Annotated in this window: 25 protein-coding genes; 14 read left to right on the top strand and 11 right to left on the bottom strand. The window is 64.1% G+C overall.

Translation table 11 applies throughout. The features are described from left to right. The first annotated feature begins 180 nt into the window (after nt 1-180). The 4 genes from L6637_RS33275 (at nt 181) to L6637_RS33260 (ending at nt 5,216) form a co-directional block, all read left to right on the top strand. The gene (locus L6637_RS33275) at nt 181-528 is read left to right on the top strand and encodes a GNAT family N-acetyltransferase (RefSeq protein ID WP_237873218.1); all 348 of its coding nucleotides are present in this window, start codon (nt 181-183) and stop codon (nt 526-528) included. A gap of 272 nt (nt 529-800) precedes the next feature. Continuing rightward, a complete protein-coding gene (locus tag L6637_RS33270) occupies nt 801-3,110 on the top strand; it encodes a xanthine dehydrogenase family protein molybdopterin-binding subunit (RefSeq protein WP_237873217.1) in 2,310 nt (769 codons plus the stop codon). 97 nt (nt 3,111-3,207) lie between these two features. Further along, a complete protein-coding gene (locus L6637_RS33265) occupies nt 3,208-3,657 on the top strand; it encodes a cytochrome c (RefSeq protein WP_237873216.1) in 450 nt (149 codons plus the stop codon). A 275-nt stretch (nt 3,658-3,932) separates the two neighbouring features. Then, on the top strand, nt 3,933-5,216 hold the full coding sequence (locus L6637_RS33260) for a cystathionine gamma-synthase family protein (RefSeq protein ID WP_237873215.1): 1,284 nt from the start codon (nt 3,933-3,935) through the stop codon (nt 5,214-5,216). 9 nt (nt 5,217-5,225) lie between these two features. Here the strand turns inward: L6637_RS33260 and L6637_RS33255 are convergent, their stop codons facing one another. Continuing rightward, complete coding sequence (locus L6637_RS33255) at nt 5,226-5,591, bottom strand: VF_A0006 family four-cysteine protein (protein ID WP_237865007.1); 366 nt, start codon at nt 5,589-5,591, stop codon at nt 5,226-5,228. Nucleotides 5,592-5,749: 158 nt separating this feature from the next. Next, the gene (locus L6637_RS33250; protein WP_237865006.1) at nt 5,750-6,169 is read right to left on the bottom strand and encodes a CHRD domain-containing protein; all 420 of its coding nucleotides are present in this window, start codon (nt 6,167-6,169) and stop codon (nt 5,750-5,752) included. A gap of 153 nt (nt 6,170-6,322) precedes the next feature. Between L6637_RS33250 and L6637_RS33245 the strand changes: the two genes are divergently transcribed. Continuing rightward, nucleotides 6,323-7,249 carry a c-type cytochrome gene (locus L6637_RS33245; RefSeq protein WP_237865005.1) on the top strand — a complete coding sequence of 309 codons (927 nt, stop codon included), beginning with the start codon at nt 6,323-6,325 and terminating at the stop codon, nt 7,247-7,249. A 10-nt stretch (nt 7,250-7,259) separates the two neighbouring features. Here L6637_RS33245 and L6637_RS33240 read toward each other — a convergent pair whose 3' ends face one another. After that, a complete protein-coding gene (locus L6637_RS33240) occupies nt 7,260-7,505 on the bottom strand; it encodes an Lrp/AsnC ligand binding domain-containing protein (RefSeq protein WP_018642903.1) in 246 nt (81 codons plus the stop codon). A 97-nt stretch (nt 7,506-7,602) separates the two neighbouring features. Then, complete coding sequence (locus L6637_RS33235) at nt 7,603-9,582, bottom strand: PAS domain S-box protein (protein ID WP_237865004.1); 1,980 nt, start codon at nt 9,580-9,582, stop codon at nt 7,603-7,605. 270 nt (nt 9,583-9,852) lie between these two features. On the opposite strand from L6637_RS33235, the gene thiD reads away from it, so the two are divergent. The 5 genes from thiD (at nt 9,853) to L6637_RS33210 (ending at nt 14,362) form a co-directional block, all read left to right on the top strand. After that, nucleotides 9,853-10,653 carry a bifunctional hydroxymethylpyrimidine kinase/phosphomethylpyrimidine kinase gene (thiD, locus tag L6637_RS33230; protein ID WP_237873213.1) on the top strand — a complete coding sequence of 267 codons (801 nt, stop codon included), beginning with the start codon at nt 9,853-9,855 and terminating at the stop codon, nt 10,651-10,653. A 216-nt stretch (nt 10,654-10,869) separates the two neighbouring features. Then, a complete protein-coding gene (locus L6637_RS33225; RefSeq protein WP_237865002.1) occupies nt 10,870-11,682 on the top strand; it encodes a UDP-2,3-diacylglucosamine diphosphatase in 813 nt (270 codons plus the stop codon). After that, nucleotides 11,682-12,740, top strand: coding sequence for a glycosyltransferase family 4 protein (locus tag L6637_RS33220; protein WP_237873212.1), 1,059 nt, complete (start codon nt 11,682-11,684; stop codon nt 12,738-12,740). The genes L6637_RS33225 and L6637_RS33220 overlap by 1 nt, the downstream gene beginning before the upstream one ends. A gap of 68 nt (nt 12,741-12,808) precedes the next feature. Beyond that, nucleotides 12,809-13,792 (top strand): threonine/serine dehydratase family protein, encoded by a 984-nt coding sequence (locus tag L6637_RS33215; RefSeq protein ID WP_237873211.1) that lies wholly within the window; start codon nt 12,809-12,811, stop codon nt 13,790-13,792. Between the two features lie 189 nt (nt 13,793-13,981). After that, a complete protein-coding gene (locus tag L6637_RS33210; RefSeq protein ID WP_237864999.1) occupies nt 13,982-14,362 on the top strand; it encodes a hypothetical protein in 381 nt (126 codons plus the stop codon). Between the two features lie 73 nt (nt 14,363-14,435). On the opposite strand, the gene L6637_RS33205 is transcribed toward L6637_RS33210, so the two are convergent. The 3 genes from L6637_RS33205 to L6637_RS33195 all read right to left on the bottom strand — a co-directional run bounded on the left by L6637_RS33205 (nt 14,436) and on the right by L6637_RS33195 (nt 18,041). After that, the gene (locus tag L6637_RS33205; protein WP_237873210.1) at nt 14,436-16,148 is read right to left on the bottom strand and encodes a caspase family protein; all 1,713 of its coding nucleotides are present in this window, start codon (nt 16,146-16,148) and stop codon (nt 14,436-14,438) included. Nucleotides 16,149-16,279: 131 nt separating this feature from the next. Beyond that, entirely contained in the window at nt 16,280-16,633 is a 354-nt protein-coding gene (locus L6637_RS33200) for an ADP-ribosylation/crystallin J1 (RefSeq protein WP_237873209.1), read from the bottom strand. 10 nt (nt 16,634-16,643) lie between these two features. Further along, on the bottom strand, nt 16,644-18,041 hold the full coding sequence (locus L6637_RS33195; protein ID WP_237873208.1) for a hypothetical protein: 1,398 nt from the start codon (nt 18,039-18,041) through the stop codon (nt 16,644-16,646). A 75-nt stretch (nt 18,042-18,116) separates the two neighbouring features. Between L6637_RS33195 and L6637_RS33190 the strand changes: the two genes are divergently transcribed. Continuing rightward, nucleotides 18,117-19,313, top strand: coding sequence for an MFS transporter (locus L6637_RS33190; RefSeq protein ID WP_237873207.1), 1,197 nt, complete (start codon nt 18,117-18,119; stop codon nt 19,311-19,313). On the opposite strand, the gene dgcA is transcribed toward L6637_RS33190, so the two are convergent. Then, a complete protein-coding gene (gene dgcA, locus L6637_RS33185; protein ID WP_237873206.1) occupies nt 19,283-20,278 on the bottom strand; it encodes an N-acetyl-D-Glu racemase DgcA in 996 nt (331 codons plus the stop codon). The two genes, L6637_RS33190 and dgcA, sit on opposite strands and share 31 nt — an antisense overlap. 134 nt (nt 20,279-20,412) lie before the next feature. Here dgcA and L6637_RS33180 point away from each other — a divergent pair, with 134 nt between their 5' ends. Genes L6637_RS33180 through L6637_RS33170 form a run of 3 tightly spaced genes read left to right on the top strand, consistent with a single transcriptional unit; the run spans nt 20,413 to nt 23,232 of the window. Next, nucleotides 20,413-21,546 (top strand): MlaE family ABC transporter permease, encoded by a 1,134-nt coding sequence (locus L6637_RS33180; protein WP_237864993.1) that lies wholly within the window; start codon nt 20,413-20,415, stop codon nt 21,544-21,546. A gap of 2 nt (nt 21,547-21,548) precedes the next feature. Then, nucleotides 21,549-22,331: an ABC transporter ATP-binding protein gene (locus L6637_RS33175; protein WP_237864992.1), complete on the top strand. Its 783-nt coding sequence runs from the start codon at nt 21,549-21,551 to the stop codon at nt 22,329-22,331. Nucleotides 22,332-22,347: 16 nt separating this feature from the next. Continuing rightward, entirely contained in the window at nt 22,348-23,232 is an 885-nt protein-coding gene (locus tag L6637_RS33170; protein ID WP_237864991.1) for an MlaD family protein, read from the top strand. Between the two features lie 125 nt (nt 23,233-23,357). Here the strand turns inward: L6637_RS33170 and L6637_RS33165 are convergent, their stop codons facing one another. From L6637_RS33165 to L6637_RS33155, 3 genes are all read right to left on the bottom strand, one after another. Then, nucleotides 23,358-23,756 carry a hypothetical protein gene (locus L6637_RS33165; protein WP_237864990.1) on the bottom strand — a complete coding sequence of 133 codons (399 nt, stop codon included), beginning with the start codon at nt 23,754-23,756 and terminating at the stop codon, nt 23,358-23,360. Nucleotides 23,757-23,820: 64 nt separating this feature from the next. Continuing rightward, a complete protein-coding gene (locus L6637_RS33160; protein ID WP_237864989.1) occupies nt 23,821-24,258 on the bottom strand; it encodes a type II toxin-antitoxin system VapC family toxin in 438 nt (145 codons plus the stop codon). Next, the gene (locus L6637_RS33155) at nt 24,255-24,557 is read right to left on the bottom strand and encodes a hypothetical protein (RefSeq protein ID WP_237864988.1); all 303 of its coding nucleotides are present in this window, start codon (nt 24,555-24,557) and stop codon (nt 24,255-24,257) included. Before L6637_RS33155 ends, L6637_RS33160 begins: the two co-directional genes overlap by 4 nt. Nucleotides 24,558-24,688: the final 131 nt, after the last annotated feature.

Here is a 24,688-nt window from a genome sequence, read left to right as displayed (position 1 = left end):
CGCTTGACCAACGCGCATGGCCGCTTCTGATGAGCCAAGAGGCCTGATGCGTCAGGCTCCGTGAATAAGACGTTGATATTGCTTTTGACGGGGCGCCTGAAAATGCGGGTTAGGCTGGCTCAAATCGCGGATGCAGATCGTGCAGTCGACGTCGTGCGGCGGTCGATCCAGGAGTTGTGCGTGTCCGATCACAGGGGTGACGCGGCTACTCTGTCGATGTGGCTCAGCAACAAGACGGTGAACAACATGCGGCGATGGATCGCCACTCACGCTGTTCATGTGGCTGTCGACGATGAGCAGATAGCCGGGGTTGCGTCCGTTCGGTCCGATGGATTTATATTGTTGAACTATGTGGCGCCCGAGGCAAGATTCAAGGGAGCGAGCAAGTCGCTGCTGCGCGATATCGAACTCTGGGCATCACGCCGTGGCCTCGAATGGCTTGCACTCGATAGCACGGCCACCGCGCTCCGCTTCTACCTGTCGAGTGGCTGCACCATGATCGGGCCGCCGCAGCCTGCTTCGGGATAACGATGAGGCATCCGATGCGCAAAGCGGTGACGGTCCGACCGGAGGCTTGAGGTCTTGCTTTGTGTCATTCGCGCGGCGGCAAACGCAATGTCAGGCCCCGGATCGTCGATCTTCACAGGGAAATGACCGCGCTGCGGCCCTTCCGTCCAATCCCGCTCTGAGGTGCGAGCCACGGGACGATTTTTCGCGGGCCCGGTCTGCCTAAAGCCGTTTGCACTGCCTCTTTTTCCACGGCAATATGCCGGCAAAACAACCATAGGACGGACAAGACAATGGCAGCCCCCATCAAGTTCGGCGTCGGCCAAAGCGTGCTTCGCAAGGAGGACGACGCGCTGATCCGCGGCAAGGGCCGCTATACCGACGATTACGCGCCGCAGGCCGTGCTTCGCTGTCTGGTGCTGCGCTCGCCGCATGCCCATGCCAAGTTCACCATCGATGCCGGCCGCGCCCGCACCCTTCCTGGCGTTGCACTGATTCTGACCGCCGCCGAGGTCGGGGATCTCGGCAATCTGCCCTGCCTGTTCAATTTGGAGACCGATCCGTTCACCGGCCCGCCTTACCCGATCCTGGCCAAGGACGAGGTGCGGCATGTCGGCGATGCGGTCGCCTTCGTGGTTGCCGAGACCATCGACCAGGCGCGCGACGCGATCGAGGCGATCGAGGTTAAATGGAGCCCTCTGCCGGCGGTGACCGGCGTCGTCAACGCCATCAAGAAAGGCGCGCCGCAGGTCTGGCCGGACAAGCCGGGCAATGTGCTGTTCGACGTCTCGATCGGCGACAAGGCGGCGACTGAAGCCGTATTCGCCAAGGCGCACACGGTCGCCGAAATCTCCATCGTCAATCCGCGCGTGGTCGCGAGCTTCATGGAGACGCGTGCGGCGGTCTGCGAATACGACCCCAAGGCCGATCATCTGACGCTGACCGTCGGCAGCCAGGGCAGCCACCGTCTGCGCGACATCCTCTGCCAGAACGTGCTCAACATTCCCACGGACAAGATGCGGGTGATCTGCCCCGACGTCGGCGGCGGCTTTGGGACCAAGCTCTTCCCGTATCGCGAATACGCCTTGATGGCCGTCGCAGCGCGCAAGCTGAAGAAGGCCGTCAAATGGTCGGCCGATCGCTCCGAGCATTTCATGGGCGACGCGCAGGGCCGCGACAACGTCACCACGGCCAAGATGGCGCTGGCCGAGGACGGCAAGTTCCTGGCGATGGACTGCGACCTGATCGGCGACATGGGCGCGTACCTCTCGACCTTCGGGCCCTACATCCCGCATGGCGGCGCCGGCATGCTGCCGGGCCTCTATGACATCCAGGCCTTCCATTGCCGGGTGCGCACCATCTTCACCCACAGCGTGCCTGTCGATGCCTATCGTGGCGCGGGCCGACCCGAGGCCGCCTATGTCATCGAGCGCCTTGTCGATGCCTGCGCGCGCAAGCTCGAGATGACGCCGGACGCAATCCGCCGCAAGAATTTCATCCCGCCGAAGGCGCTGCCCTACAAGACCGCGACCGGCAAGGTCTACGATTCCGGCGACTTCGCCGCGCATCTGAAGCGCGCGATGGAGATCGGCGAGTGGAAGGAGTTTTCGAAGCGCGCCAAGGCGGCCAAGAAGCATGGCCTGATCCGCGGTATTGGCCTTGCAAGCTATGTCGAGGTCTGCGGTGTGATGGGTGAAGAGACGGCCAATGTCCGCCTCGACCCCAACGGCGACGTCACCGTCCTCATCGGAACGCAGTCGAGCGGGCAGGGCCACCAGACCGCCTACGCGCAGATCGTCGCCGAGCAGTTCGGCGTTGCGCCGGAGCGCGTGCACGTCCGCCAGGGCGACACCGCGGAGATTGCGACGGGCCTCGGCACCGGCGGCTCGGCCTCGATCCCGTCAGGCGGCGTCAGCGTCGAGCGCGCCACACGCGATCTCGGCCAGAAGCTCAAGGAGATCGCGGCGCAGGCGCTGGAAGCGAGCGCCGGTGACCTCGAGATCACCGACGGCATCATCAGGATCGCCGGCACCGACCGCTCGATCTCGTTCGCCGACGTCGCGAAGCGCGCGGGCGCCGATCCGTCGAAGCTCAATGGCAGCGCGACCTTCGCCAGCGCCGACGGCACCTATCCCAACGGCACGCATCTGGCGGAGGTCGAGATCGATCCGGCCACCGGCATCATCAGAATCGTCAACTACGTCATCGTCGACGATTTCGGCAAGACGCTCAATCCGCTGCTCCTGGCGGGCCAGGTCCATGGCGGCGCCATGCAGGGCATCGGCCAGGCGCTGATGGAACAGGTGGTCTATGGTGCGACCGACGGCCAGCTGATCACCGCCACCTACATGGACTATGCGCTGCCGCGTGCGGCCGATGGTCCCGCCTTCGTGTTCGAGACCAACAACATTCCCTGCACGACCAATCCAATGGGCGTGAAGGGCGCGGGCGAGGCCGGCGCGATCGGCTCCTGCCCGGCCGTCGTCAACGCCATCGTCGACGGGCTCTGGCGCGAGTACAAGATCGACCACATCGACATGCCGGCAACGCCGGAGCGGGTGTGGATCGCGATCAACGAGCACCACCGCCGCCACAGCCTGTAAGGCTGCCGCCCGGCTCCGCGGGAATGAACGGCCCGCGGCCGGGTTCTAACCCCTATGGTTTCCCCCAAACCGACTTGCGAGCCGGAGTAATAAGCCTATGAAACGAATGTTGATTGTCGCGGGCACCCTGCTTCTGGGTGCAGGCGCCGTGATGGCGCAGCAGGAGGTCGCCGTCCAGCAGGACAATCTGATGCGCTCGCAGGCGAAGAGCATGTACGGCGTGATCCTCAAGATGACGAAAGGCGAAATCCCCTACGATCAGAAAGCAGCCGACGCTGCGATCGCCAGCCTCGAGGCCGACGTCGCCAAAATCGCAAAGACCTTCGAGGTCAATCCCAAGCAGGACGTGGTCAACGCCAACTATGGTTCCTCGCCGAAGGTCTGGCAGAACAAGGCCGATTTCGACTCCAAGATCCCGCCGGTGCAAAAGGCGATCGCCGACGTCAAGGGCAAGATCAAGGACGTGGCAAGCCTGAAGGCGGCCTACACCGCGATGAACGATCGCTGCAACGACTGCCACGAGACCTATCGGCTGAAGCTGAAGTAGCTGCTGCGAGCGCGTCACTCAAATTCGGTGTCATCGCCCGCGAAGGCGGGCGATCCAGTATGCCGTGCTAGCGCGGGGGACGTTTGACGTCTCTGGAATACTGGATTCACCGCTTTTGCGGGGAATGACAGCGGTGGGTGCCGTAAATTCCGTTCGCGCGCCCTGACGGATCGCCGTCAGATGGACTATGTTTGCTCGCGCCGTCGGCGTTGATGTCTCACGCTGTTCAGAGTTCCGACCCGCGGCGAGGAACTGCATTAACAGCGAGACAGGCCATGGCAAAACCGTTCCCGTCGAAAACCCATATCGGCAACCATATGCTGCATCCGGAAACGCTGATGCTGACCTATGGCTATGATCCGCAGCTGTCGGAAGGCGCCATCAAGCCGCCGGTGTTCCTGACCTCGACTTTCGTTTTCAAAACGGCAGAAGACGGGCAGGACTTCTTCGATTACGTTGCGGGCCGCCGCGAGCCGCCAGAGGGCATGGGGGCGGGCCTGGTCTATTCGCGCTTCAACCATCCCAACAGCGAGATCGTCGAGGATAGGCTCGCGGTCTATGAGCGCACCGAGAGCTGCGCGCTGTTCTCGTCAGGCATGGCGGCGATCTCGACGACGATTTTGGCGTTCGTTCGCCCTGGCGACGTCATTCTGCACTCGCAGCCGCTTTATGGCGGCACTGAAACCCTGCTGACGAACACACTGTCGCGCTTCTCGATCGGCGCGGTCGGCTTTGCCGACGGCATCGATGAGGCGGTCGTCAACCAGGCCGCGGAAGAGGCGATGCGTCGGGGGCGGGTTTCGATGATCCTGGTCGAGACGCCGGCCAACCCGACCAATGGGCTGGCCGACATCGCACTGATGCGCCGCGTCGCCGACAGCATCGGCAAGGCCCAAGGCCACACGCCGATCATCGCCTGCGACAACACGCTGCTCGGCCCGGTATTTCAGCGGCCGATCGAGCATGGCGCTGACATCTCGCTGTATTCGCTGACCAAATATGTCGGCGGCCATTCCGATTTGATCGCGGGGGCGGCACTCGGCACAAAGGCGGTGATGAAGGGCATCAAGGCGCTGCGCGGCGCCATCGGCACCCAGCTCGATCCGCATTCCTGCTGGATGATCAACCGTTCCCTGGAAACCTTGAGCCTGCGCATGGAGAAGGCCAACAGCAATGCGCGCCTCGTTGCGGATTTCCTGCGCGACCATGCCAAGGTGGCGAAGGTCCACTATCTCGGCCATCATGCGGAGACCTCGTCGGCAGGGCGCGTGTTCGCGCGGCAATGCCTGGGCGCGGGATCGACGTTCTCGTTCGACATCGTCGGCGGCCAGGCGGCGGCAGAGAAGTTTCTCAACGGCCTGCAGATCTTCAAGCTCGCGGTTAGCCTTGGCGGCACGGAATCATTGGCGAGCCTGCCGGCGACGATGACCCATTCCGGCGTGCCCGCCGATATCCGCCGCAAGATCGGCGTGCTCGATTGCACCATTCGGCTGTCGATCGGCATCGAAAATCCGTCCGATTTGATCGCCGATCTCGAGCATGCGCTCAGCGGGGCTTAGGCGGCGGCTTCAAAGCGGATTGGACGCGCGACATGCCGACATGATCGCCGCAGCCGCCTCGTTGGACTGGGCACCCGAGAGCTGGCGCACGAGGCAGACATAGTAGCCCTTGCTGGATGCGTTCAGCAGGGACTCGCCGTTGACCACGAGCCAGTTGCAGGCCGAACGGATGTATTGGACGGCAAGCGGCGATCTCGTGTCGCGGATGGCCGCCAGCTCGCATTGCGCCTGCCGTTCCAAGTCGGTTTGCGCGCCGGCGATCTCCGCCGATGACAGCAGCATTGCTGCGGCAATCACAAAGGCTGCCAACGGGCGAGCTGCGTTGACGGACGCGACGTGTGTCGGCATATTCCGTTGCATCGATGCGTTCGTCATGAACCGCTCCCGGCGCCGCGAAGGGTGGCGCGCTCGGGTATTCTAGCTTGGCAGCCTGATTGGTTCTATCCGGGCCGTGCGATGCCATGTGGGCCGTCCGGAATCGAAAAGGCCGGACGCTTCCCGCGCCCGGCCTTCGCGAAAAGTTACGCTAAAACTTACTTGGTCACCTGGCCGCGGATTTCGCCGCCCGGGTTCGCCGCGGTGTGAATGTTGACGTAGAGCTTGCCGGCGAGGAGATCGGAGGCCTGCGCGTCGGTCAGCGTTGCCGAGCCCTCGGCCGGGCTCTTGGCGATGCCAGGGATCGGCACTGCGACGCCGGCGTTCTTGCCGACCTCGGCGGGGCCGTGGAAGTGGGCGGCGGTGGCCGGGCCGGAGAGGCCGGAATAGCTCACCTTCCAGGACAGCTTCTTGGTGGCGGCATCATAGTCGAGATCGGCGGTGCCGGTGGCGCTGCTGGTGGTGGCGGGGACTTCGGATTTGCCGTCCAGTGTCGCCTTCAGCTTCTCCGCGCTGGCCGGGCCTGCGAATGCGACGGCGGCTCCGAGTGCCAGCGTGGCAAAAAGCGCTTTGTTCATGGGTCTCTCCCTGTTGACGCCTGATTGCTGTCAACTTGCAAACAGTGCGGTTCCGACTTTATTCCCGGATTCCGATCAAACCACCTAAATTATTCGTGGCTGGAGCGGCTACGGGATGACCCGTAAATACGCTCGAGCTCAAAGGGATCCTGAATGCTGCGACGAACAATTTCCGTCTTCCTGGTTGCCGTTGTCGCAGCCTTTGCCGTCTATTGGTGGCTGACCGCGCCGACCGCCTTGGCCTTGCCGGCGCCGACGCGCGCGCCCGATCTTGCCAATGGGCAGGAGCTGTTCAATGCCGGCGGCTGCTCGTCCTGCCACGCCGTGCCCAATCAACCGGATCGTTTGAAGCTCGGCGGCGGCCTCGCGCTCGGCTCGCCGTTCGGGACGTTCTATGCGCCGAACATTTCCCCTGATCCCACCGACGGCATCGGCCGCTGGAGCGAGGCCGATTTCGTCAATGCGGTGATGCGCGGCATTTCGCCTGAGGGCACGCACTACTTCCCGGCGTTTCCCTACACGTCCTACCACATCGCCAAGGTCGACGACGTCCGCGATCTCTTTGCCTATCTGAAGACATTGCCGCTGGTCGCGGGTCGCGTGCGCGACCACGATCTGCCGTTTCCCTTCAACATCCGCCGCAATGTCGGCATCTGGAAATTGCTGTTCATGGATGTCAGGCCGTTCGTGCCGGCGGCGATGCATCCGGCAGAGTGGAATCGCGGCGCCTATCTCGTGAACGGTTTTGGCCATTGCGCCGAATGCCACAGCCCGCGCAATGTTCTGGGCGGCGTCATCAGCTCGCAGCGCTTTGCCGGCGGCCCCAATCCCGAAGGCGAGGGCTGGGTGCCGAACATCACCCAGAAGGGCATCGGTGACTGGAGCGAGAAGGATATTGCCGACTTCCTCGAAACCGGCGACATGCCCGAGGGCGACAGCGCATCGGGCGCGATGCGGCCGGTAATCAAGAACCTCGCGCAACTGAAGCCGGAGGATCGCGCCGCGATGGCCGCCTATCTGAAGTCGTTGCCGCCGGTCGACGGCCCGACGCCGCCCAAGCGCAAGGAAGGCGGCGGCTGAGCGGCACCGGCTAGCCGGTGCCGAACGCCTTGAAGGTGATGATGGTGAGCGTGTCCTGGATGCCGGGCAGCACCTGCACCTTCTCGTTGACGAAGTGGCCGATGTCGGTGTCCTTGTCGACATAGAACTTTACCAGCAAATCGTATTGGCCGGCGGTGGAGTAGATCTCGGAGGCGATCTCGGCTTCGGCAAGCGCATTGGCCACCGTGTAGGACTGGCCAAGCTTGCATTTAATCTGGACGAAGAAAGGAACCATTGCAGTCAACTCCGAAGACATATCTTGCCGCTAATAGGCCAAAACCGGCCCCATTTAGCAAGCGGGCTGGCCGACCGCCAGACACCGGTCCGCGGCTTTACGACGTCACCGCCGCTGCCGCAAATGCATCCCTGAGCCGCTGGGCGAGCTCGGTCTTGCGATAGGGCTTGGTCAGGACGACGGCCTCAGCTTGCGCGCGGCCCTGCTCGACCAGGGTTTCCAGCGCATAGCCCGAGGTAAACAGCACCGGCAGGCCGGGACGAATACGACGGGCCTGATCGGCGAGCTCCCATCCACTCATGCCGCCGGGCATGACGATATCGGTGAACAGCATATCGATGCCGGGGTCGGCGCGCAGCCGCTGCAGGGCCTCCTTGCCGTTAACGGCGGCGACGACGCGATAGCCGAGCGCCTCCACGCGGAGGATCACCGAGGAACGCACGAACGGATCGTCCTCTGCGATCAGGATGGTCTCATGGCCGCGCGGTGCGGCTTCGTCGTTCTCGGGCATTTCGGCCACGGTTTGTCCGGCGCCGACGCGCGGCAGGTAGATCCGGACCGTCGTCCCAAGACCCTGCTCGCTATAGATCGAGACATGGCCGTCGGATTGCTTGGCGAAGCCATAGATCATGCTCAGCCCGAGGCCGGACCCCTTGCCGACTTCCTTGGTGGTAAAGAACGGCTCGAAGGCGCGCTCGATGACCTCAGGCGTCATGCCTTCGCCGTCATCAGTCACCGAGATCAGGGCATAGCTGCCGGATGCGACCTCGGGGTGAAGCGCGCGATAGTCCTCGTCGATTGCGGCAATCTCCGTGCTCAGCGTCAAATGCCCGCCTGATGGCATCGCGTCCTGCGCGTTGAGCGCCAGGTTCAGCACGGCGGATTCGAGCTGGGCGCGGTCCGCAAAGGCCTGGATGGTGCCGGAACCGAACGTCGTCCTGATCTCGATGTTCTCGCGCAAGGTGCGCTTGAACAGCTTGAGCATGGACAAGATCAGCTCGCGGCAATCGATCGTGCGCGGCTGGAGCAATTGACGACGGCTGAACGCCAGCAGCCGCTGCGTCAGTTCCGCGCCGCGTTCGCCGGACTCGCAGATGTCGTCGGCAAATTGCCGCAGATCGGGCCGCGCCTTGAGCTGCTCGCTGAGGTGCTCGGCGTTGCCGATGATCACGGTGAGGAGATTGTTGAAGTCGTGGGCGATGCCGCCGGAGAGCTGGCCGACCGTCTCCATCTTCTGCGCCTGCTGGAGCTGCTGCTCGGTCAGCTTGCGCGCGGTCAGGTCGTGAACGATGCCGACGTAGATCAGCTCGCCATCCTGCCAGGCCTGGCCGACCGACAGGTCCATCGGGAAGGTCGATCCGTCCTTGCGCAGGCCGGCGGTCTCCCCGGTTGCGAAACCCGGCGCACGACCGGTCGATGAGGGCCTCTTCTCGTCAGCCATCAGCATACCGATGTCGAGATTCATGACCTCGTCGGCGCGATAGCCGAACAGCCGTTCGCAGGCGGGGTTGAACAGCAGAATGCGGGCTTGTGCGTCGAACAGGATGACGCCGTCGACCGCGGTCTCGACGATGGCGGTGAGACGCGTCATGCTCTCGCGCATCGCGCGCTGGGCCTCGCCCACCTGTTTCAACAGCTGGGTCGCATCGCGGCTCTTGATCTCCTCCACCTCGAGCGCGGCTTGGACTTTTTGCAGCTCGAACGGGGAAGGGATCGTCAGGATTTTCGGCAGCAGGGGCCAGAGCGCGGCCGCGGTGAAGATCGACGCGACGGCGGTTGCCGCCTTGACCAGGCCCTCGATGCCATAGATCGGCACCCAGAGCGTGTAGATCGAGAGCATATGCGTCAGGCCGCAGGCCATGATGAAGATCGCGAACGCCCAGAACACCCAGCCGAACTGGAGGTCACGCCGCTTGGTGACAAGGATCGCGAGTGCGAACGGAATCGAGAAATACGCCGCCGCGATGGCGGCGTCCGAGACGGCGTGGAGCCAGATCAGCTCGGGCTCCCACAGCAGGCAGATGCCGTGCGGTGAGAACATCGAGGAGTCGAGGATGCGTTCGAAATAGGCCCACATGATTTATTCCCAAGAGGATTGCGGGCCGAGGCCGGCCCGCAATTTGGCTGGACGAATCCATCCCCTAACGTGTCATTCGCACAGTTGGCCGCCAAGGCCGGGCGATGCCGAGGTCATATTTTCGCAGGGTATGCCCGCTTCCGGGACGACAGGGCTGCGCGGCTTTGTTCTGCCTGATTCGCCGGCTTGCTGGGGCTGCGGGGGCGCGCTAGGACAGGGCATGTCAGGACGGATCATGGCCGTGGTTTCTTCAAACAAGCGTATCCTGCGATGACCACGCCCGTGGCGCTCACCATCGCCGGCTCGGATTCGAGCGGCGGCGCCGGCATTCAGGCCGACCTGAAGACGTTTGCCGCGCTTGGCGTCTATGGCGCGTCCGCGATCACGGCGCTGACGGCGCAGAACACCAAGGGCGTCACCGGCATTCATGCGGTGCCCGCAGCGTTCGTCACCGCGCAGATCGATGCCGTGTTTTCCGATCTCGATGTTGGCGCGGTGAAGATCGGCATGGTGGCGCAGGCCGCGAGCATCGATGCGATCGCTTCTGCGCTGGCGCGCTGGAAGCCTCGTCATGTCGTCCTCGATCCCGTGATGGTCGCAACATCAGGCGATCGCCTGCTCGCCGCAGAGGCCGTCGCGGCGTTGCGCACCAAACTGATGCCGCTCGCCTCAGTGATCACGCCAAATTTGCCGGAGGCAGCCGCGCTGCTCGACGAGCCGATTGCGCAAACCGAGGCCGAGATCGAAAGCCAGGGCCGCCGCCTGCTGTCTCTCGGCTGCCGCGCGGTCCTGATCAAGGGCGGGCACGGCGAGGGCGCGGAGAGCACCGACTATCTCGTGGGTGCGGACACCACGGTCGCGCTTGCCGCGCCGCGTATCGCCACCCAAAATACCCATGGCACGGGCTGTTCGCTGTCGTCAGCGGTGGCGGCGGGCCTCGCCAAGGGCGAGGGTCTCGAGACGGCCGTACGCAATGCCAAGAGCTGGATCAGCGCGGCGATCGCTTCTGCCGACCGTTTCAGCGTCGGTCACGGCCACGGGCCGATCCATCATTTCCACAAGTTTTACTGACGCCGGCGTCTTTGCTGGCGCCGCCAGTCCGGCATTAACCAATTTGGCCGTGGTTCCCGGCTCTTGCGAGCCGTCATTGCCTGACCATGTCGCCTGATTGTCGCATGTGACTGATATTCGCGGGGAGGGCGAGGCAAGGTTCGATTCGTATCTGAGGGTGCCTCAAGGGTTCAATCGGTCATCCCCCTGTCACGGGACACAGTTACAGGCTGGCGCATGGGAAGTTACGATGTGAGTGACGAGAGCCCGGAGCGGCGCTTTCGCACGTTGTTCATCTCCGACGTTCATCTCGGAGCCCGCGGCTCTCAAGCCGACCTCTTGCTGGACTTCCTGCGCTACCACGATGCCGACACGATCTATCTTGTCGGCGACATCGTCGACGGCTGGGCGTTGAAATCGAGCTGGCACTGGCCGCAATCGCACAACGATCTGGTCCAGAAGTTGCTGCGCAAGGCGCGCAAGGGCGCCAAGATCATTTACGTGCCCGGCAATCACGACGAGTTCCTTCGCAACTATTACGGCACCCATTTCGGCGGCATCGACGTCGTCGAGAACACGGTACACACCGGCGCGGACGGCAAGCGCTATCTCGTAATCCACGGTGACATCTTCGACCTCGTGGTGCAGAACGCGCGCTGGCTCGCCCATCTCGGCGACAAGGCCTACGATTTCGCGATCCAGATGAATCGCTTCGTCAACTTCTTCCGCCGCCTGTTCGGCGTTCCCTATTGGTCGCTGTCGCAATGGGCCAAGCAGAAGGTGAAGAACGCCGTCAACTATATCGGCGCGTTTGAGCAGGCACTGTCCGCCGAAGCGCGGCGCCACGACGCCGACGGCGTGATCTGCGGCCACATCCACTATGCCGTGATCCGCGACGAGAACGGCATCCGCTACATGAACTGCGGCGACTGGGTCGAAAGCTGCACTGCGCTGGTTGAGCACGACGACGGCCGTTTCGAGATCATCACCTGGGCGGATCATCTGCAGAAGCCGGTACAAGTGCCGCAGGTGGCAGCAAGGGCGGCCTGATGCGCATCCTGGTTGCGACCGACGCCTGGCACCCGCAAGTCAACGGTGTGGTTCGGACGCTGACCAAGCTCGCTGACGCCGCCAAAGGGCTTCAAATCGAAGGTCGCGGTGTCGAGTTCACGTTCCTGACGCCGCAATCGTTCCGCACCTTCGCGATGCCGAGCTATCGCGACGTGCGGCTGGCGATGCCGCGCCCGGCGCGCATTGTAGAGCTGATCGAGGAAGCGCGGCCCGACAGCATCCATATCGCGACCGAAGGGCCGATCGGCCTGATGGTCCGCCGCTATTGCCGCCAGCGCAAGCTGCCGTTCACGACCAGCTTCCACACGCGATTTCCCGAATATGTCCGCGCCCGCGTGCCGGTGCCGGGGTCGCTGATCTGGCGGGCGCTACGCCGTTTCCACAGCCCGAGCCGGGCCGTGATGGCGGCGACGCCCGCTTTGGCCCGGGAGCTCAGTGAGCGCGGCTTCGACAATGTCGTGCTGTGGCCGCGCGGCGTCGACACCCATCTGTTCCATCCCCGTGCCGTCGATCTTTGCCTGCCGGCGCCGATATTCCTCTCGGTCGGCCGCGTCGCGGTGGAGAAGAATCTGGAGGCGTTCCTCGACCTCGATCTGCCCGGCACCAAGGTGATTGTCGGTGACGGCCCGGCGCGCAACGTGCTGGAAGAGGCCTATCCCGACGCGATTTTCCTCGGCGAAAAGCACGGCGAGGAACTGGCGGACATCTATGCGGCGGCCGACGTCTTCGTGTTTCCGAGCAAGACCGATACGTTCGGCCTGGTCCTGCTCGAGGCGCTCGCGAGCGGCCTGCCGGTCGCGGCCTTCCCGGTGAAGGGCCCCCGCGATGTCATCGGCGATGTGCCGGTCGGCGCGTTGGACCATGACCTGGGTAACGCCTGTTTCGCCGCGCTCGACATTTCCAGGCAGGCCTGCGTCGAATTTGCCGCCGCCTACACATGGGAGGCCTCGGCGAGGGCCTTTGTCGACAGTATCCGCGCAGTCGGCGCGGTGCTGCCCGGCCTGGACGGGGTGGAACAGGCGCGCTTCGTGGCCTGACCCAGCGGGAAAAATCCTCGCGCGGAGGTGTCTTGCCCGCGCCACATCCCGCGCGATAACATCCCGCCATGTCCGAACAGCCCCTTCCGATCGGCCCCGCCGATATCGACGCCGCAGCGCGCGTGCTCGCGCCCTTCGCCGTCCGCACCCCGCTGTTGTCCTTTCCCGTGCTCAACGAGCGCGTGGGCGCAAAAGTGTTCCTGAAGCCGGAGATGCTCCAGCGCACCGGCTCCTTCAAGTTCCGCGGCGCCTTCAACAAGGTGTTCTCGATCCCGCAGAACAAGCGCGCCGGCGGCGTCGTCGCGTTCTCCTCGGGCAACCACGCCCAGGGCGTGGCGGCGGCTGCAAAAATCCTCGACATGCACGCGACCATCGTGATGCCGGGGGACGCGCCGCTGTCGAAGCGCGAGCGCACCAAATCATACGGCGCGGAGGTCGTGCTCTACGACCGCTACAACGACGACCGCGAGGCGATCTCGCGCGGCATCGCCGAGAAGCGCGGCGCGACATTGGTGCGGCCCTATGACGATCCCCTCGTGATCGCAGGCCAGGGTACCGCCGGCCGCGAGATCGCGGAGGACATGGCAGCGCTCGGCCTCTCACCCGACATCGTGGTGGCGCCGGCCTCCGGGGGCGGCCTGATCGCGGGCGTCGCCACCGCCGTGAAGGCGCGCTATCCGCAGGCCCAGATCGTCGTGGCCGAACCGGAAGCGTTCGACGATCACGGCATCTCGCTGACTGCAGGCCATCGCGAGCCGCATCCGCCGGCGGGCCGCACCATCTGCGATGCACTGATGGCGCTGATCCCCGGCGAGATGACCTTTGCGATCAACAGCAAGCTGCTGGCGCGCGGCGTCACGGCGTCGGACAAGGAAGTCGGCGCGGCGGTTGCCTTTGCCTATCACGAGCTGAAGCTTGTGGTCGAGCCAGGCGGCGCAGTTGGCCTTGCTGCGCTGCTTGCGGGACGTCTGGATGTTGCCGGCGGGAACGTCGTCATCGTCCTCTCCGGCGGCAATGTCGATGCGGATTTGTTCGCCGAGCTGGTGGCCTGATTTTCCGGGAGATTGTGACCGCTGAACAGCCTCGTTCTGGAGACCCGCGAGGGCCAAGTAGAGATTTTCGATGAGCCGACATATTCATTCGGTTCAGCCGACAATCTGCGAAAGTACGATGCGGAGATGCGCCTTGACGATGCTCATCTCAATTCCGTTCACGGAGCAAGAGTCGACGGGAAGTGGTCCGTGATCGTTGGCGCCAGCGGTGGATTTTCCGGTGTCCATCAGCACTCCGCTGTCGAAGTCGACGGTCGTCTATATCTCGCGGTCGGTGACCGAGTGGTCTGCCTAAACCTTGGAACAGGTCTGATGGAGTGGTCGCGGCGCGTTGATCCGGCAACTTGCTTCGGGGTCTATTGGGATCGCCCTCACGAAGCGCTCATATCTCACGGTGAGGTACAGATTTCTCGTTTGTCTCTGGTGGGCGACGAACTCTGGAGCGCGATAGGCGCCGACATTTTCTCGGAAGGGTTCAGATGTTTGGCTGAAGGCATCGAAGTCGTAGATTTCAATCGCTCAGTGTACCTTTTTGACTATCGCAGCGGTGCGGTTCTGGCCGGCCCGTAAAGTACGTGCCGCGAACATGCAGAAGGGGCAGAGCGTTCCGCTCTGCCCCTTTGTCGTTCGTTGCCTGCCGCGATCAATGCATGAAGCTGCGGTGGTTGTTGCCGCCGTTCATCGCGGGCGACTGGTTCATCGACTGGCGGAAGTTGTTGTTGCCGCCACCGTTCCCCATCGCATTGAACTGCGGCCGATTGTTCTGGACTTGCGCCTTGTTCACCGGGTTGTTGTTGAGCTTCACGACGCCGCTGTTGACGCGGATCGGCTGGTTCTGTGGCTGAACATTCGTGGTCTTCACGTCGGTGGTCTTGACGTCGACGGTCGAACCGGTCTTGCCTGTAGTCACCGGCATGCTCACGATCTTGCCCGCCGGGCCAGCATTGTTGTTGCCCGTGTTCGGCGTGGTGTTGGTCACCGGCAGCGTCACGATCTTGCCGATGCCGTTATTGTTCGTGGTGGTGTTGGTCGGCGCGGGCAGGGTGATGATCTTGTTGACGGTGCCATCGACGGGCTTCTGCACGACCGGCAGGTTGGCGTTCATCGGCAAACCATTGCCCTGCTGCATCAGCGGCATGTATTTGGGCTGGCCGAGATTGCCCATCTTCAAGGTCGGGGCGACGTTCTGCGGCGCCAGGAACTTGGTTGCCTGCATCAGCGGGATGATCTTGGGCTGTGTCTCGAGCTTCAGCGCGGCTTGCGCATAGGGGCTGTTGCCGTATTTGCTATAGAAGGCCTGGTAGCCGATCGGCGAGTTCAAGAGCACCGCTTCGTGCCAGGCCTGCGAGATCAGCAGGTTCGCCAGCAGCCAGCGGATGTGATCGCACAGCGGGTCGTGCGGATACATCGCGACGAACTCCTGATAGTACTCCGGCCTGCCCTCCGACAGCACGTAATCATAGGCCTGGCGCGCCGAGCGGCTCGGCAGGTTGGAGGCCATCTGCACCACCGGCGCATGCACCGGCGCGCGGTTGGCGGCCACGGCGGTGTCGCCGAAGAAGGTGAAGTCGGAGGTGAGCGAGGAGCTCTCCCAGGGGACTTGCGCGCCGCTGGTGGTCTGGTTCACCGCGAGCCGCACGCGCTTGAACAGCTGCTCGATCGGCACGTTGGGCTCGCGCGCTACGTTCAGGAAGGCCTGCGTATAGGGGCTGTGGCCGTTGTTGCCGTCGAGCGCTTCGGCGCCCGGCGCGGTCGAATAGCCGACGATCGAGCCGTTCGGCGCATCGACGATGGCCAGGCCGCGGCCGGCGTCGTTCACGTTGGGGAACGGATTGTTGCGGCAGGCGTCGAGGACGACGATGCGCATCCGGCTCGGGATCGTCTCGAGCGTCGACATCACGTCGACCAGACGGACGGAGTCGTTGACGAGCTCTGTCTGGTTCGAGACTTTCGCGTCGACGGGAACGAGATAGTTCTCACCGGCAAGCTGCACGCCGTGACCGGCGTAATAGACCATCGCCACGGTGTTCGGACCGCGCGCGGACACTTTTGCTGAGAAATCCTGCACCACGCGCAGCATGTCGTTCTGGCCGAGGTCGGTGGCCGAGATCACCTCGAAGCCGGCCGAGTTGAGGAACTGCGCCATCGACTGGGCGTCATTGTCGGGATTGGCGAGCTGCGGCGCGTTCCGGTAGTTCGAATTGCCGATCACCAGCGCCACCCGCTGCTCCGGGCCTTGCAGCGCAGTCGGGGCAGGCACGACGGGGGCAACTTGCGCGGAAACAGGGCCGCAGGCGAAGCCGAACAGGCTTCCCAGCAGGCCGGCAGTCATCAAGGCGGATTTCAGGCGGAACATGGCGTGCTCCTTTGGCACTCATCTCGATGCGAGATTGGTTGCGAGGAAGCTAGGTCGCGTTCGAAGCCGCGGTCCGTGATCGCGATCACCCTGGACGGGGCGTGATCTAGGTCACGCAAGGCGTCGGTGCACTAGGGGAAGCTGCGGACGAGCTCAATTTGCCCGACGATTGCGGCATTGAAGGCATCGAGGTCCTCGGCCGGAATCCAATACTCCAGGTGCGAGCGGCCGCCAGCCTCCTGCACGTTGTACTTCGCAATGAAACTGCGCTTGACCGCGAAGCGCGTCACGTAGCCCACGCCGCTCGCCGGAACGTTCCAGTCGCGCGCGATCTTGATCGCATAGTCTTCAGTCAGCACCGGATAGAAGATCGGCTGGTCCGGCAGGCGTGGCGGAAACGCGCGCATGCCGGATTGCTGGATCAGCTCGAGCTCTTTCGGGCCGACGGGGCGCCAGAGGGTGAGCGTGTGTTCGCTAGGGGACACGAGCGCGCTCTTACGAGAAGAACGCGATCTTCTCGGCCTGGGTCATGCGGCGGATTGGCGCGAGTGCGTCGTTGGCGGCGGGGCGGGGCTTTTGCACGATGCCGCTGGCGAGGATGGTGGCGCCGAGCGAGGGCTCGGGCAGGGGGGAGGGCATCGGCAGCCCCGCGCTGGGGGCTGGGTCGAATGACATCGCGGCGGCCATGGCGGGGGCCGGCTGCTCCATCACTTCGGCTGCGGCTTCCGCAATGGCATCGGTGAGGCGCGCCAGCGATTCCATCGCGATCGGGGCTTCGACGATAGGCTCCTTGACGACGGGCTCCTCGACCTCAGGCTCCTCGACCTCAGGCTCCTCGACATGGGGCGCGATCCATGCCTGCTCGGCGACCGGTTCCGCGATCTCTGCGACCATCGGTTCCGGCAGCGACTCCGTCACGGCTGCTGCCATCTCGGCGGGCTCGACGATCGCGTCGAACTCCGGATCGGGCGCGGCCATCGCCAGCGCGATGGCGTCGAGGATGGCGTCGTCCTCGGCTTCCGCGGCGGCATCGAGCGAGAATTCGTCGGTGATCTCGGCGACGTCTGTGGGATCGGCGAGGCTGTCCTCGACGGCCGTAAAAGTCTCTTCGACGGCGGTGTGGCTCTCGACGATCTCGAGCGCGATCGCGACGTCCATCGTCGCGTCCTCGGTGATGCCGCTGATGTCGGCGGATGCCTCGGGCTCGGGAGCGATCTGCTGCGTCTCCGCAAAAGCCACGGGTGCTTCGCTCGCCATCGCGGTGGGCGCTTCGGCCATTGGCGCTTCCGCCACTGGCGGCGCTTGCGGTGCGGGCGCCGGAGCCCGCTGTACCGAGCCTTGCCGCGCCGCGATGCCGTCCATGTCGGTCTGCTCGACCCGGTCCTTGAGCAGATCGAACGCGGCCTTGAGGTCGCCGCGCGGATCGATGGCCGACACCTGGGCGCAGGCCGCTTCGATCGAGGCGAGCTGCGAATCAATCAGGTCGCAGATTCGCCCGTCGGCGCCGATCTCGCGCCAGCGCCACGAGATCTCCTTGATGATGCGCACGCCGCGCGGGATCGGCGCGAGGCTGGCCTCGATCGCGGCGGGATCGAACGCCTTCCCGGCTGCGCTTTCTGCGTCCTCGACCGCGCGGCGGATCGCGACCAGCGCTTCGGGCAGGCGATCCTCGACGACGGGTTGTCGCTGTGCTGCAAGGGTTTCTTCGATTTTTGCGACCGCGTCGAGCACCATGCGCGTGTCGGCATTGCGGTTGCGCTTGGCGTATTCGCCGAGGAACCAGCGGCCGCGCGCGGTCTCCATGAAGGCTTCGCGGATCGCGTCGTAATCCTGCTCGTTCGGCTCGGCCGCGCGGGCAGACATGGGCGAGAGGGCGAATGCTTCGTTGGCCATGACAATCTCGTCGCGCAAATCACCGCGCGTTACTGTAACGATCACCACGATATCGACCGAATCGCAATTGGTTTGATGCCTCCCGAATCACAAATCCCCACGCCAGCAGCGATCAAGCGGCGATTCGCCGTCAGTCTCGCGCTGTTCTACGGCACGTCGTACGGTGTCCTGGGCACCCATCTGCCGTTCTTCACGGTGTGGCTGAAAGCCATCGGCATCGAGCCGGGCTGGATCGGAATCATCAGCGCCGTGCCCGCCGTCACGCGCTTCACGACGCTGCCTTTCGTGACCAGCCTCGCCGAACGGCGCCGCGCATTGCGCGGCGCGATGCTCCTGACGGCGTCGGCCACCGCGCTCTGCTTTGTGCTGGTCGGCACCCAGCGGCAGCCTTCGCCGCTGCTCGTGCTCTACATCGTGACCTGTTGCTGCTGGACTCCGCTGACGCCGCTCACCGATGCCTATGCGTTGCGCGGCGTCGCCCGCTACAAATTCGATTACGGGCCGGTGCGGCTCTGGGGATCGGTCGCGTTCATCCTCGGTGCGCTCGCTTGCGGGCTGTTGATCGACGTGATCGCAGCGCGCCAGCTCATCTGGATCATCGTCGCGATGGCGACGATCTCGGCCCTGACAGGGCTTTCGCTGCAGCCGCTGGCGGATGTGCCGCGAACGTCTGGGGTGGCGGAGGCCGGCAAGCCTCTGCTGCGCGATGTTGGCTTCCTCGCCATCATTGTCTCGTCCGCGTTCATCCAGTCCAGCCACGTCGCCTATTACACCTTCGCCTCGATCAACTGGCAGAGCCACGGTCTTGGCGGATTGACCATCGCGGGGCTGTGGACGCTTGGCGTCTGTGCCGAGATCGTCGTCTTCGCGGTGTCGCCGCGCTTTTCGCTGCATCCCTCGCTGCTGGTGGTGATCGGGGGCTTGAGTGCCGTATTGCGCTGGTCGATCACCGCGCATGAGCCGCCGATCGGCCTGCTCGCGATCGCGCAGCTCGGACATGGCCTGAGCTTCGGCCTGACCCAGGTCGGCGTGATGACTCTCCTGGTGCATCACGTGCCGCCCCGTCAAATGGCGCGGGGACAGGGATATTATGCGGCGATCGGCGGGCTGTTGAGCTCGGCGACGTCGATCATCTCGGGCGCGATCTACGCACGTTACGGCGAGGGGCTGTACTACGTCATGGCCGCGATGGCCGCGGCCGGTGCCGTTCTGATCTGGTCGGCGCGCCATCGGCTCAAGGATCAGCCCCACAGCGCGACGTCGGGCGGATAGACCAGGCTGCCGTCGTAACGAAGCCCATGATCGCGGTCGCGCGCCAGCAGCAAGGGACCGTCGAGATCGACGAAGCGCGCCTGCGGCGTCACCAGCATGGCAGGCGCCATCGACAGCGATGTCGCGACCATGCAGCCGATCATGATCTCGAAGCCGAGCGCCTGCGCCGCATCGGCCATGGCGAGCGCTTCGGTGAGGCCGCCGGTCTTGTCGAGCTTGATGTTGACGGCGTCGTAGCGCGCGCGGAGTGGCGCCAGCGAGTGGCGGTCATGCACGCTCTCGTCGGCGCAGACCATCAGCGGCCGCTTGATCCGCGCCAGCGCCTCGTCCTTGCCCGCCGGCAGCGGCTGCTCCACCAGGGTGACGCCGACGGCGGCGCAGGCGGCGAGGTTGGCTTCCAGATTGGCCTCGCTCCAGGATTCATTGGCATCGACGATCAGCTCGGATTCGGGGGCGGCCTTGCGCACCGCCGCGATCCGCATCGCGTCGCCATCGCCGCCGAGCTTGATCTTCAGCAGCGGCCGGTGCGCCGCCTTGGCGGTCGCCGCCGCCATGGCCTCCGGCGTGCCGAGCGAGATCGTGTAGGCGGTGGTGCGCATCCCCGGCTCCGGGCGGCCCAGCAGGTTCCAGGCCCGCTGGCCGGCCGCCTTAGCCTCTAAGTCGATCAGGGCGCAATCCAGCGCATTGCGGGCAGCGCCCGGCGGCATGGCGGCCTGGAGGGTCTGCCGCGTCAGCCCGCCCGCCACGGCGGCCTGCATGGTCTCGATGGCTGCAACGGCCGCCTCGGGGGTCTCGCCATAGCGGGGATAGGGGACGCATTCGCCGCGGCCGGTCAGGCCGTTCTGGCTCAGTTCGGCCACAACGGTCGCCGCTTCCGTCTTGGCGCCCCGGCTGATGGTGAAACTGCCGGCGATCGGAAACCGCTCGATTCGGGCGGCAAGGGCAGGAACTTTGCTGGAAGTCATTTTGAACTCTGGCGAAATCTGAACCTGCTGGTTACCTCTAGCAACTAATATTAACCAGTTGGGGATACCTTTTCTGGGTAAGGGCGCGTGCGCAACGATCTGATTTCCCCCGCCCTGGCATGGGAGCGGGCACCTTGAGCGGCGATCCGAAACTGGAACGGATTGCCAAAGGCAATGCGCTGGCCCTCTGCGCCACCGGAACCTGGACCGCGAGCTTCGCGCCGGCCCTGGAGCGGATGGTGGCCGACGCCGAGAAGCTCGCCGGCAGCCCCCAAAACATCTTCATCGACGTCTCCGAGGTCGCCAAGCTCGACACCTTTGGGGCCTGGCTGATCGAGCGGCTGCGCCGCAGCCTGACGAAAGGTGAGGTCGAAGCGCAGATCGCCGGGCTGTCCGCAAACTATTCGAGCCTCGTCGATGAGGTGCGCCGCGTCAGGGCGACCCCCGTGGTCGAGACCTCAGCGATCACCATCACCGGCATGCTGGAGCAGATCGGTCGCGCCGTGGCCGGCGTCGGCGGCACCTTTGCCGGCCTGATCGACATGTTAGGCGCGGTGCTCGCGGCGGGCGCGCATGTGCTGATCCATCCGCGCTCGTTCCGCCTGACCTCGACCGTGCATCACATGGAGCAGGTCTGCTGGCGCGCGGTGCCGATCATCGTGCTGATCACCTTTCTGATCGGCTGCATCATCGCCCAGCAGGGCATCTTCCATTTCCGCCGCTTCGGCGCCGATATCTTCGTCGTCGACATGCTCGGCGTCCTGGTGCTCCGCGAGATCGGCGTGCTGCTGGTCGCGATCATGGTCGCCGGCCGCTCGGGCAGCGCCTACACCGCCGAGCTCGGCTCGATGAAGATGCGCGAAGAGATCGACGCGCTGCGCACCATGGGCTTCGACCCGATCGAGGTGCTGATATTGCCGCGCATGCTGGCCTTGGTGCTGGCGCTGCCGATCCTGGCGTTTCTTGGGGCCATGGCCGCGCTCTATGGCGGCGGCCTCGTCGCCTGGCTCTATGGCGGCGTCGATCCCGAAGCGTTTCTGCTGCGTCTGCGCGATGCCATCTCGATCGACCATTTCATCGTCGGCATCGTCAAGGCGCCCGTGATGGCGGCGGTGATCGGCATCGTCGCCTGCGTCGAGGGACTTGCCGTGCAGGGCAGCGCGGAATCGCTCGGACAGCACACCACCGCTTCGGTGGTGAAGGGCATCTTCTTCGTCATCGTGATGGACGGCGTGTTCGCCATCTTCTTCGCCTCGATCGGGATGTGACGATGGCGCAAGACACTCAAAACGCGATCCAAAGCCCCATCATCCGCGTCCGCGACATCACCGTGCAGTTCGGCAGCACGCGCGTGCTCGATGGCCTCAACCTCGACGTCAAGCGCGGCGAGATTCTTGGATTTGTCGGTCCCTCAGGCGCGGGCAAGTCAGTGCTGACGCGCACGATCATCGGTCTCGTGCCGAAGGTCGCGGGCAGCATTGAGGTCTTCGGCGTCGACCTGGATTCCTCCAACACGTCGCAGCGCCGCAATGTCGAACGGCGCTGGGGCGTGCTGTTCCAGCAGGGTGCGCTGTTCTCATCGCTTACCGTGCGGCAGAACATCCAGTTTCCGATGCGCGAGTACTTGCGCGTCTCGCAGCGGCTGATGGACGAGATCACCATGGCCAAGCTCGCCATGGTCGGCCTCAAGCCTGAAGTGGCCGAGCGTTTCCCCTCGGAACTCTCCGGCGGCATGATCAAGCGTGTCGCGCTTGCCCGCGCACTGTCGCTCGATCCCGATCTCGTGTTTCTCGACGAGCCGACCTCCGGGCTCGATCCGATCGGCGCCGGCGACTTCGACGAGCTGGTCAGGACGCTGCAGCGGACTTTGGGGCTGACCGTTTTCATGGTAACCCACGACCTCGACAGCCTTTACACAGCTTGCGACCGCATCGCCGTTTTAGGGAACGGTAAGATCATTGCGGCAGGGTCGATTGCCGACATGCAGGCCTCGCAGCATCCCTGGCTGAGGCAGTATTTCCATGGCAAGCGCGCCCGCGCAGTGATGAGTTGAGTAGCCGGAGCACCTGATGGAAACGCGGGCAAATTACGTATTGATCGGATCCTTCACGCTGGCGGTGATCGCAGCTGCGATCGGCTTCGTGCTCTGGTTCCAGTCGCTGCACACCACCAAGCAGCGCAGCCCCTTCCGCGTCGTGTTCGAGGGCCCTGCGGCGGGCCTGCGCAACGGCGGCAGCGTCAATTTCAACGGTATCCGGGTCGGCGAGGTGGTCTCGGTGAAGCTCGACAATCCGCGGCGGGTTGTCGCACTCGCCATGATCGAGAACAACACGCCGCTGCGCAAGGACACCCTGGTAGGCCTCGAATTCCAGGGCCTGACCGGTGTCGCCGCAATCTCGCTCAAGGGCGGTGAGGAGGCCGCGCCTCCGCCGCCGCTCGACGAGGACGGCATCCCGACGCTGACGGCGGATCCGAACAAGCTCCAGGACGTCACCGAGGCGATCCGCGGCACGCTGCAGAACATCAACAAGATCGTCGCCGACAATCAGGAGTCGGTGAAGAACTCGCTGAAGAATCTCGAGACGTTCACCAATTCGCTCGCGCGCAATTCCGAGAAGATCGATGGCGTGATGGCCAAGGTCGACGGCGTGATCGTCAAGGCCGACAACCTCATGCTCGGCCTCAACACGCTCGCCGGCGGCAAGGACGGCGGCGAGCTGTTCCTGACGGTGAAATCGATCCGCGAGCTCGCCGAGGATTTCGACAAGCGCTCCGGCGCGCTGATGACCGATGGCCGCCGCACCCTCGGCGACATCAGCCGCGCCGTGAACAATTTCGACCGCAACCCGACCCGCGTGCTGTTCGGCGCCAGCAACAGCAGTGCGCCGGCAGCCGCACCGCCTCCGGCCGAGGCTCCGAAGCCGGCACCGGCGAACGAGCGCAAGCGGCAGTAGGCGTCGAGCGTTCTAGCTTCCGTCAGTTCCCTGCATCGGTATCCATCGGAAGTCGATATCATCGGCTTCGATCACCCATACGAATGCTTTGCATTGGGCGCGATAGGCCCACTCAATCTCGTGGATCAAGTGACCGCGATCGAGATGCGAAATTCGTCGTAGCGCCAATCACCGTGCGACGGCGCATCGGGCGAAAGCTCACGGAGTGAGTAAGCATACACGGTCGGATACCTAATCTCGATGTGTCCATCCTTGTAGGCGCCGAGCAAGCGAAGCGCGATCGAACAGGATCGTTGACGAGGCTGGGAGCCCGGCCTCTCCAATACTTGCAGCGACTCCAGCCAGGCATCATGCGGACAGCGGTGATCCCTCGTATGGTAGAACCAGTCCGAAGTTGCGAGCTCATAGGCGCGAGGCGGGAACACCGCTTGGTTTTCGGCGAGATAGGTCTGGTACCGCTCGAACGCACGTTCTGCTTCAGGATATTCATCGTCGCGCCCGTCGTCCGAGAGAATGAACACCATTAGCCGGTTCCTATCAGATCCCTTTCGTTCAAGATAAATCAGACACCGTAGGTCAAATGCCCGACTAGTCGGCCTTGCGCTCTCGCAGCGGGTTCACGAATTTCAGTCCCGCGAAATCTTTCTCGTTGTCGGTCGCAACAATGCAGTCATTGGCCTCGGCCACGGCGGCGATGATCATATCGAGAGCGCTGCGGGGCCTGCCGGTGGTGGTGCCACGCGCCATGAGGCGCGCCCAGACTAGGCTTGCTTGCTCGTCGAAAGCCAGCACGCGCCCCGCGAAAAGCGATGGCGGCCCTTCAGGACCTGCGAACCAGGCCTCTAATGCGCTCCGTTTTTTCCCCGCTGGTTTTTCCAGGATACCTCGCCGGATTTCTCCGATCGTTAAAGCGGAGACGAACAGATCATCATCGTTCTGTGCGGCCAGCCACGCCAGGAGCGTTGGCGACGGGCGCGGTTTCGTGACGTTGCTGATGATGTTGGTGTCGAGGACGTAGCGTGTCACAGGTCGACCTTGCGACCCGTTACGCGCGTGCGCTTGACCTCGAGATCGGTCCCGACAAGCGGCGAGCGTCGCAGCGCGGCAAGGATGCCGCCCTTCCTGGGAAGTTCCGTTGCCATCGTTTGATGCAGTGTGGAGCGTAGTCGTTCGGCGTCGGCGCCATCTTCGGCGAGTTGCTTGGCAAGGGACCGGATCAATTCGCGATCGGTATCGAGCCCGAGCACCTCGAATCGTCCCATGCCACGCTTGGTCAGGCGGGCTCGGTAGTTTCGAAGTGCTCTTTTTTGGGCTGTGTCGGCCAAGGGCCGTCCTCCAAGTTCTTTTTCTGGATATATATCCTGAAATAGGTCGGAATGCAAACTGATCCAGCGTTGGCGCCCATACGAAAGTATGGGGGGCTGGCCGCGCCAAGGTAGGGGGAGGGGCTGGCGGG

It is taken from the genome of Bradyrhizobium zhengyangense (assembly GCF_022012435.1).
Lineage (GTDB): Bacteria > Pseudomonadota > Alphaproteobacteria > Rhizobiales > Xanthobacteraceae > Bradyrhizobium > Bradyrhizobium zhengyangense.
The sequence above is the reverse complement of the archived record's forward strand: the minus strand, read 5'-3'. Positions and strand labels throughout refer to the sequence as shown.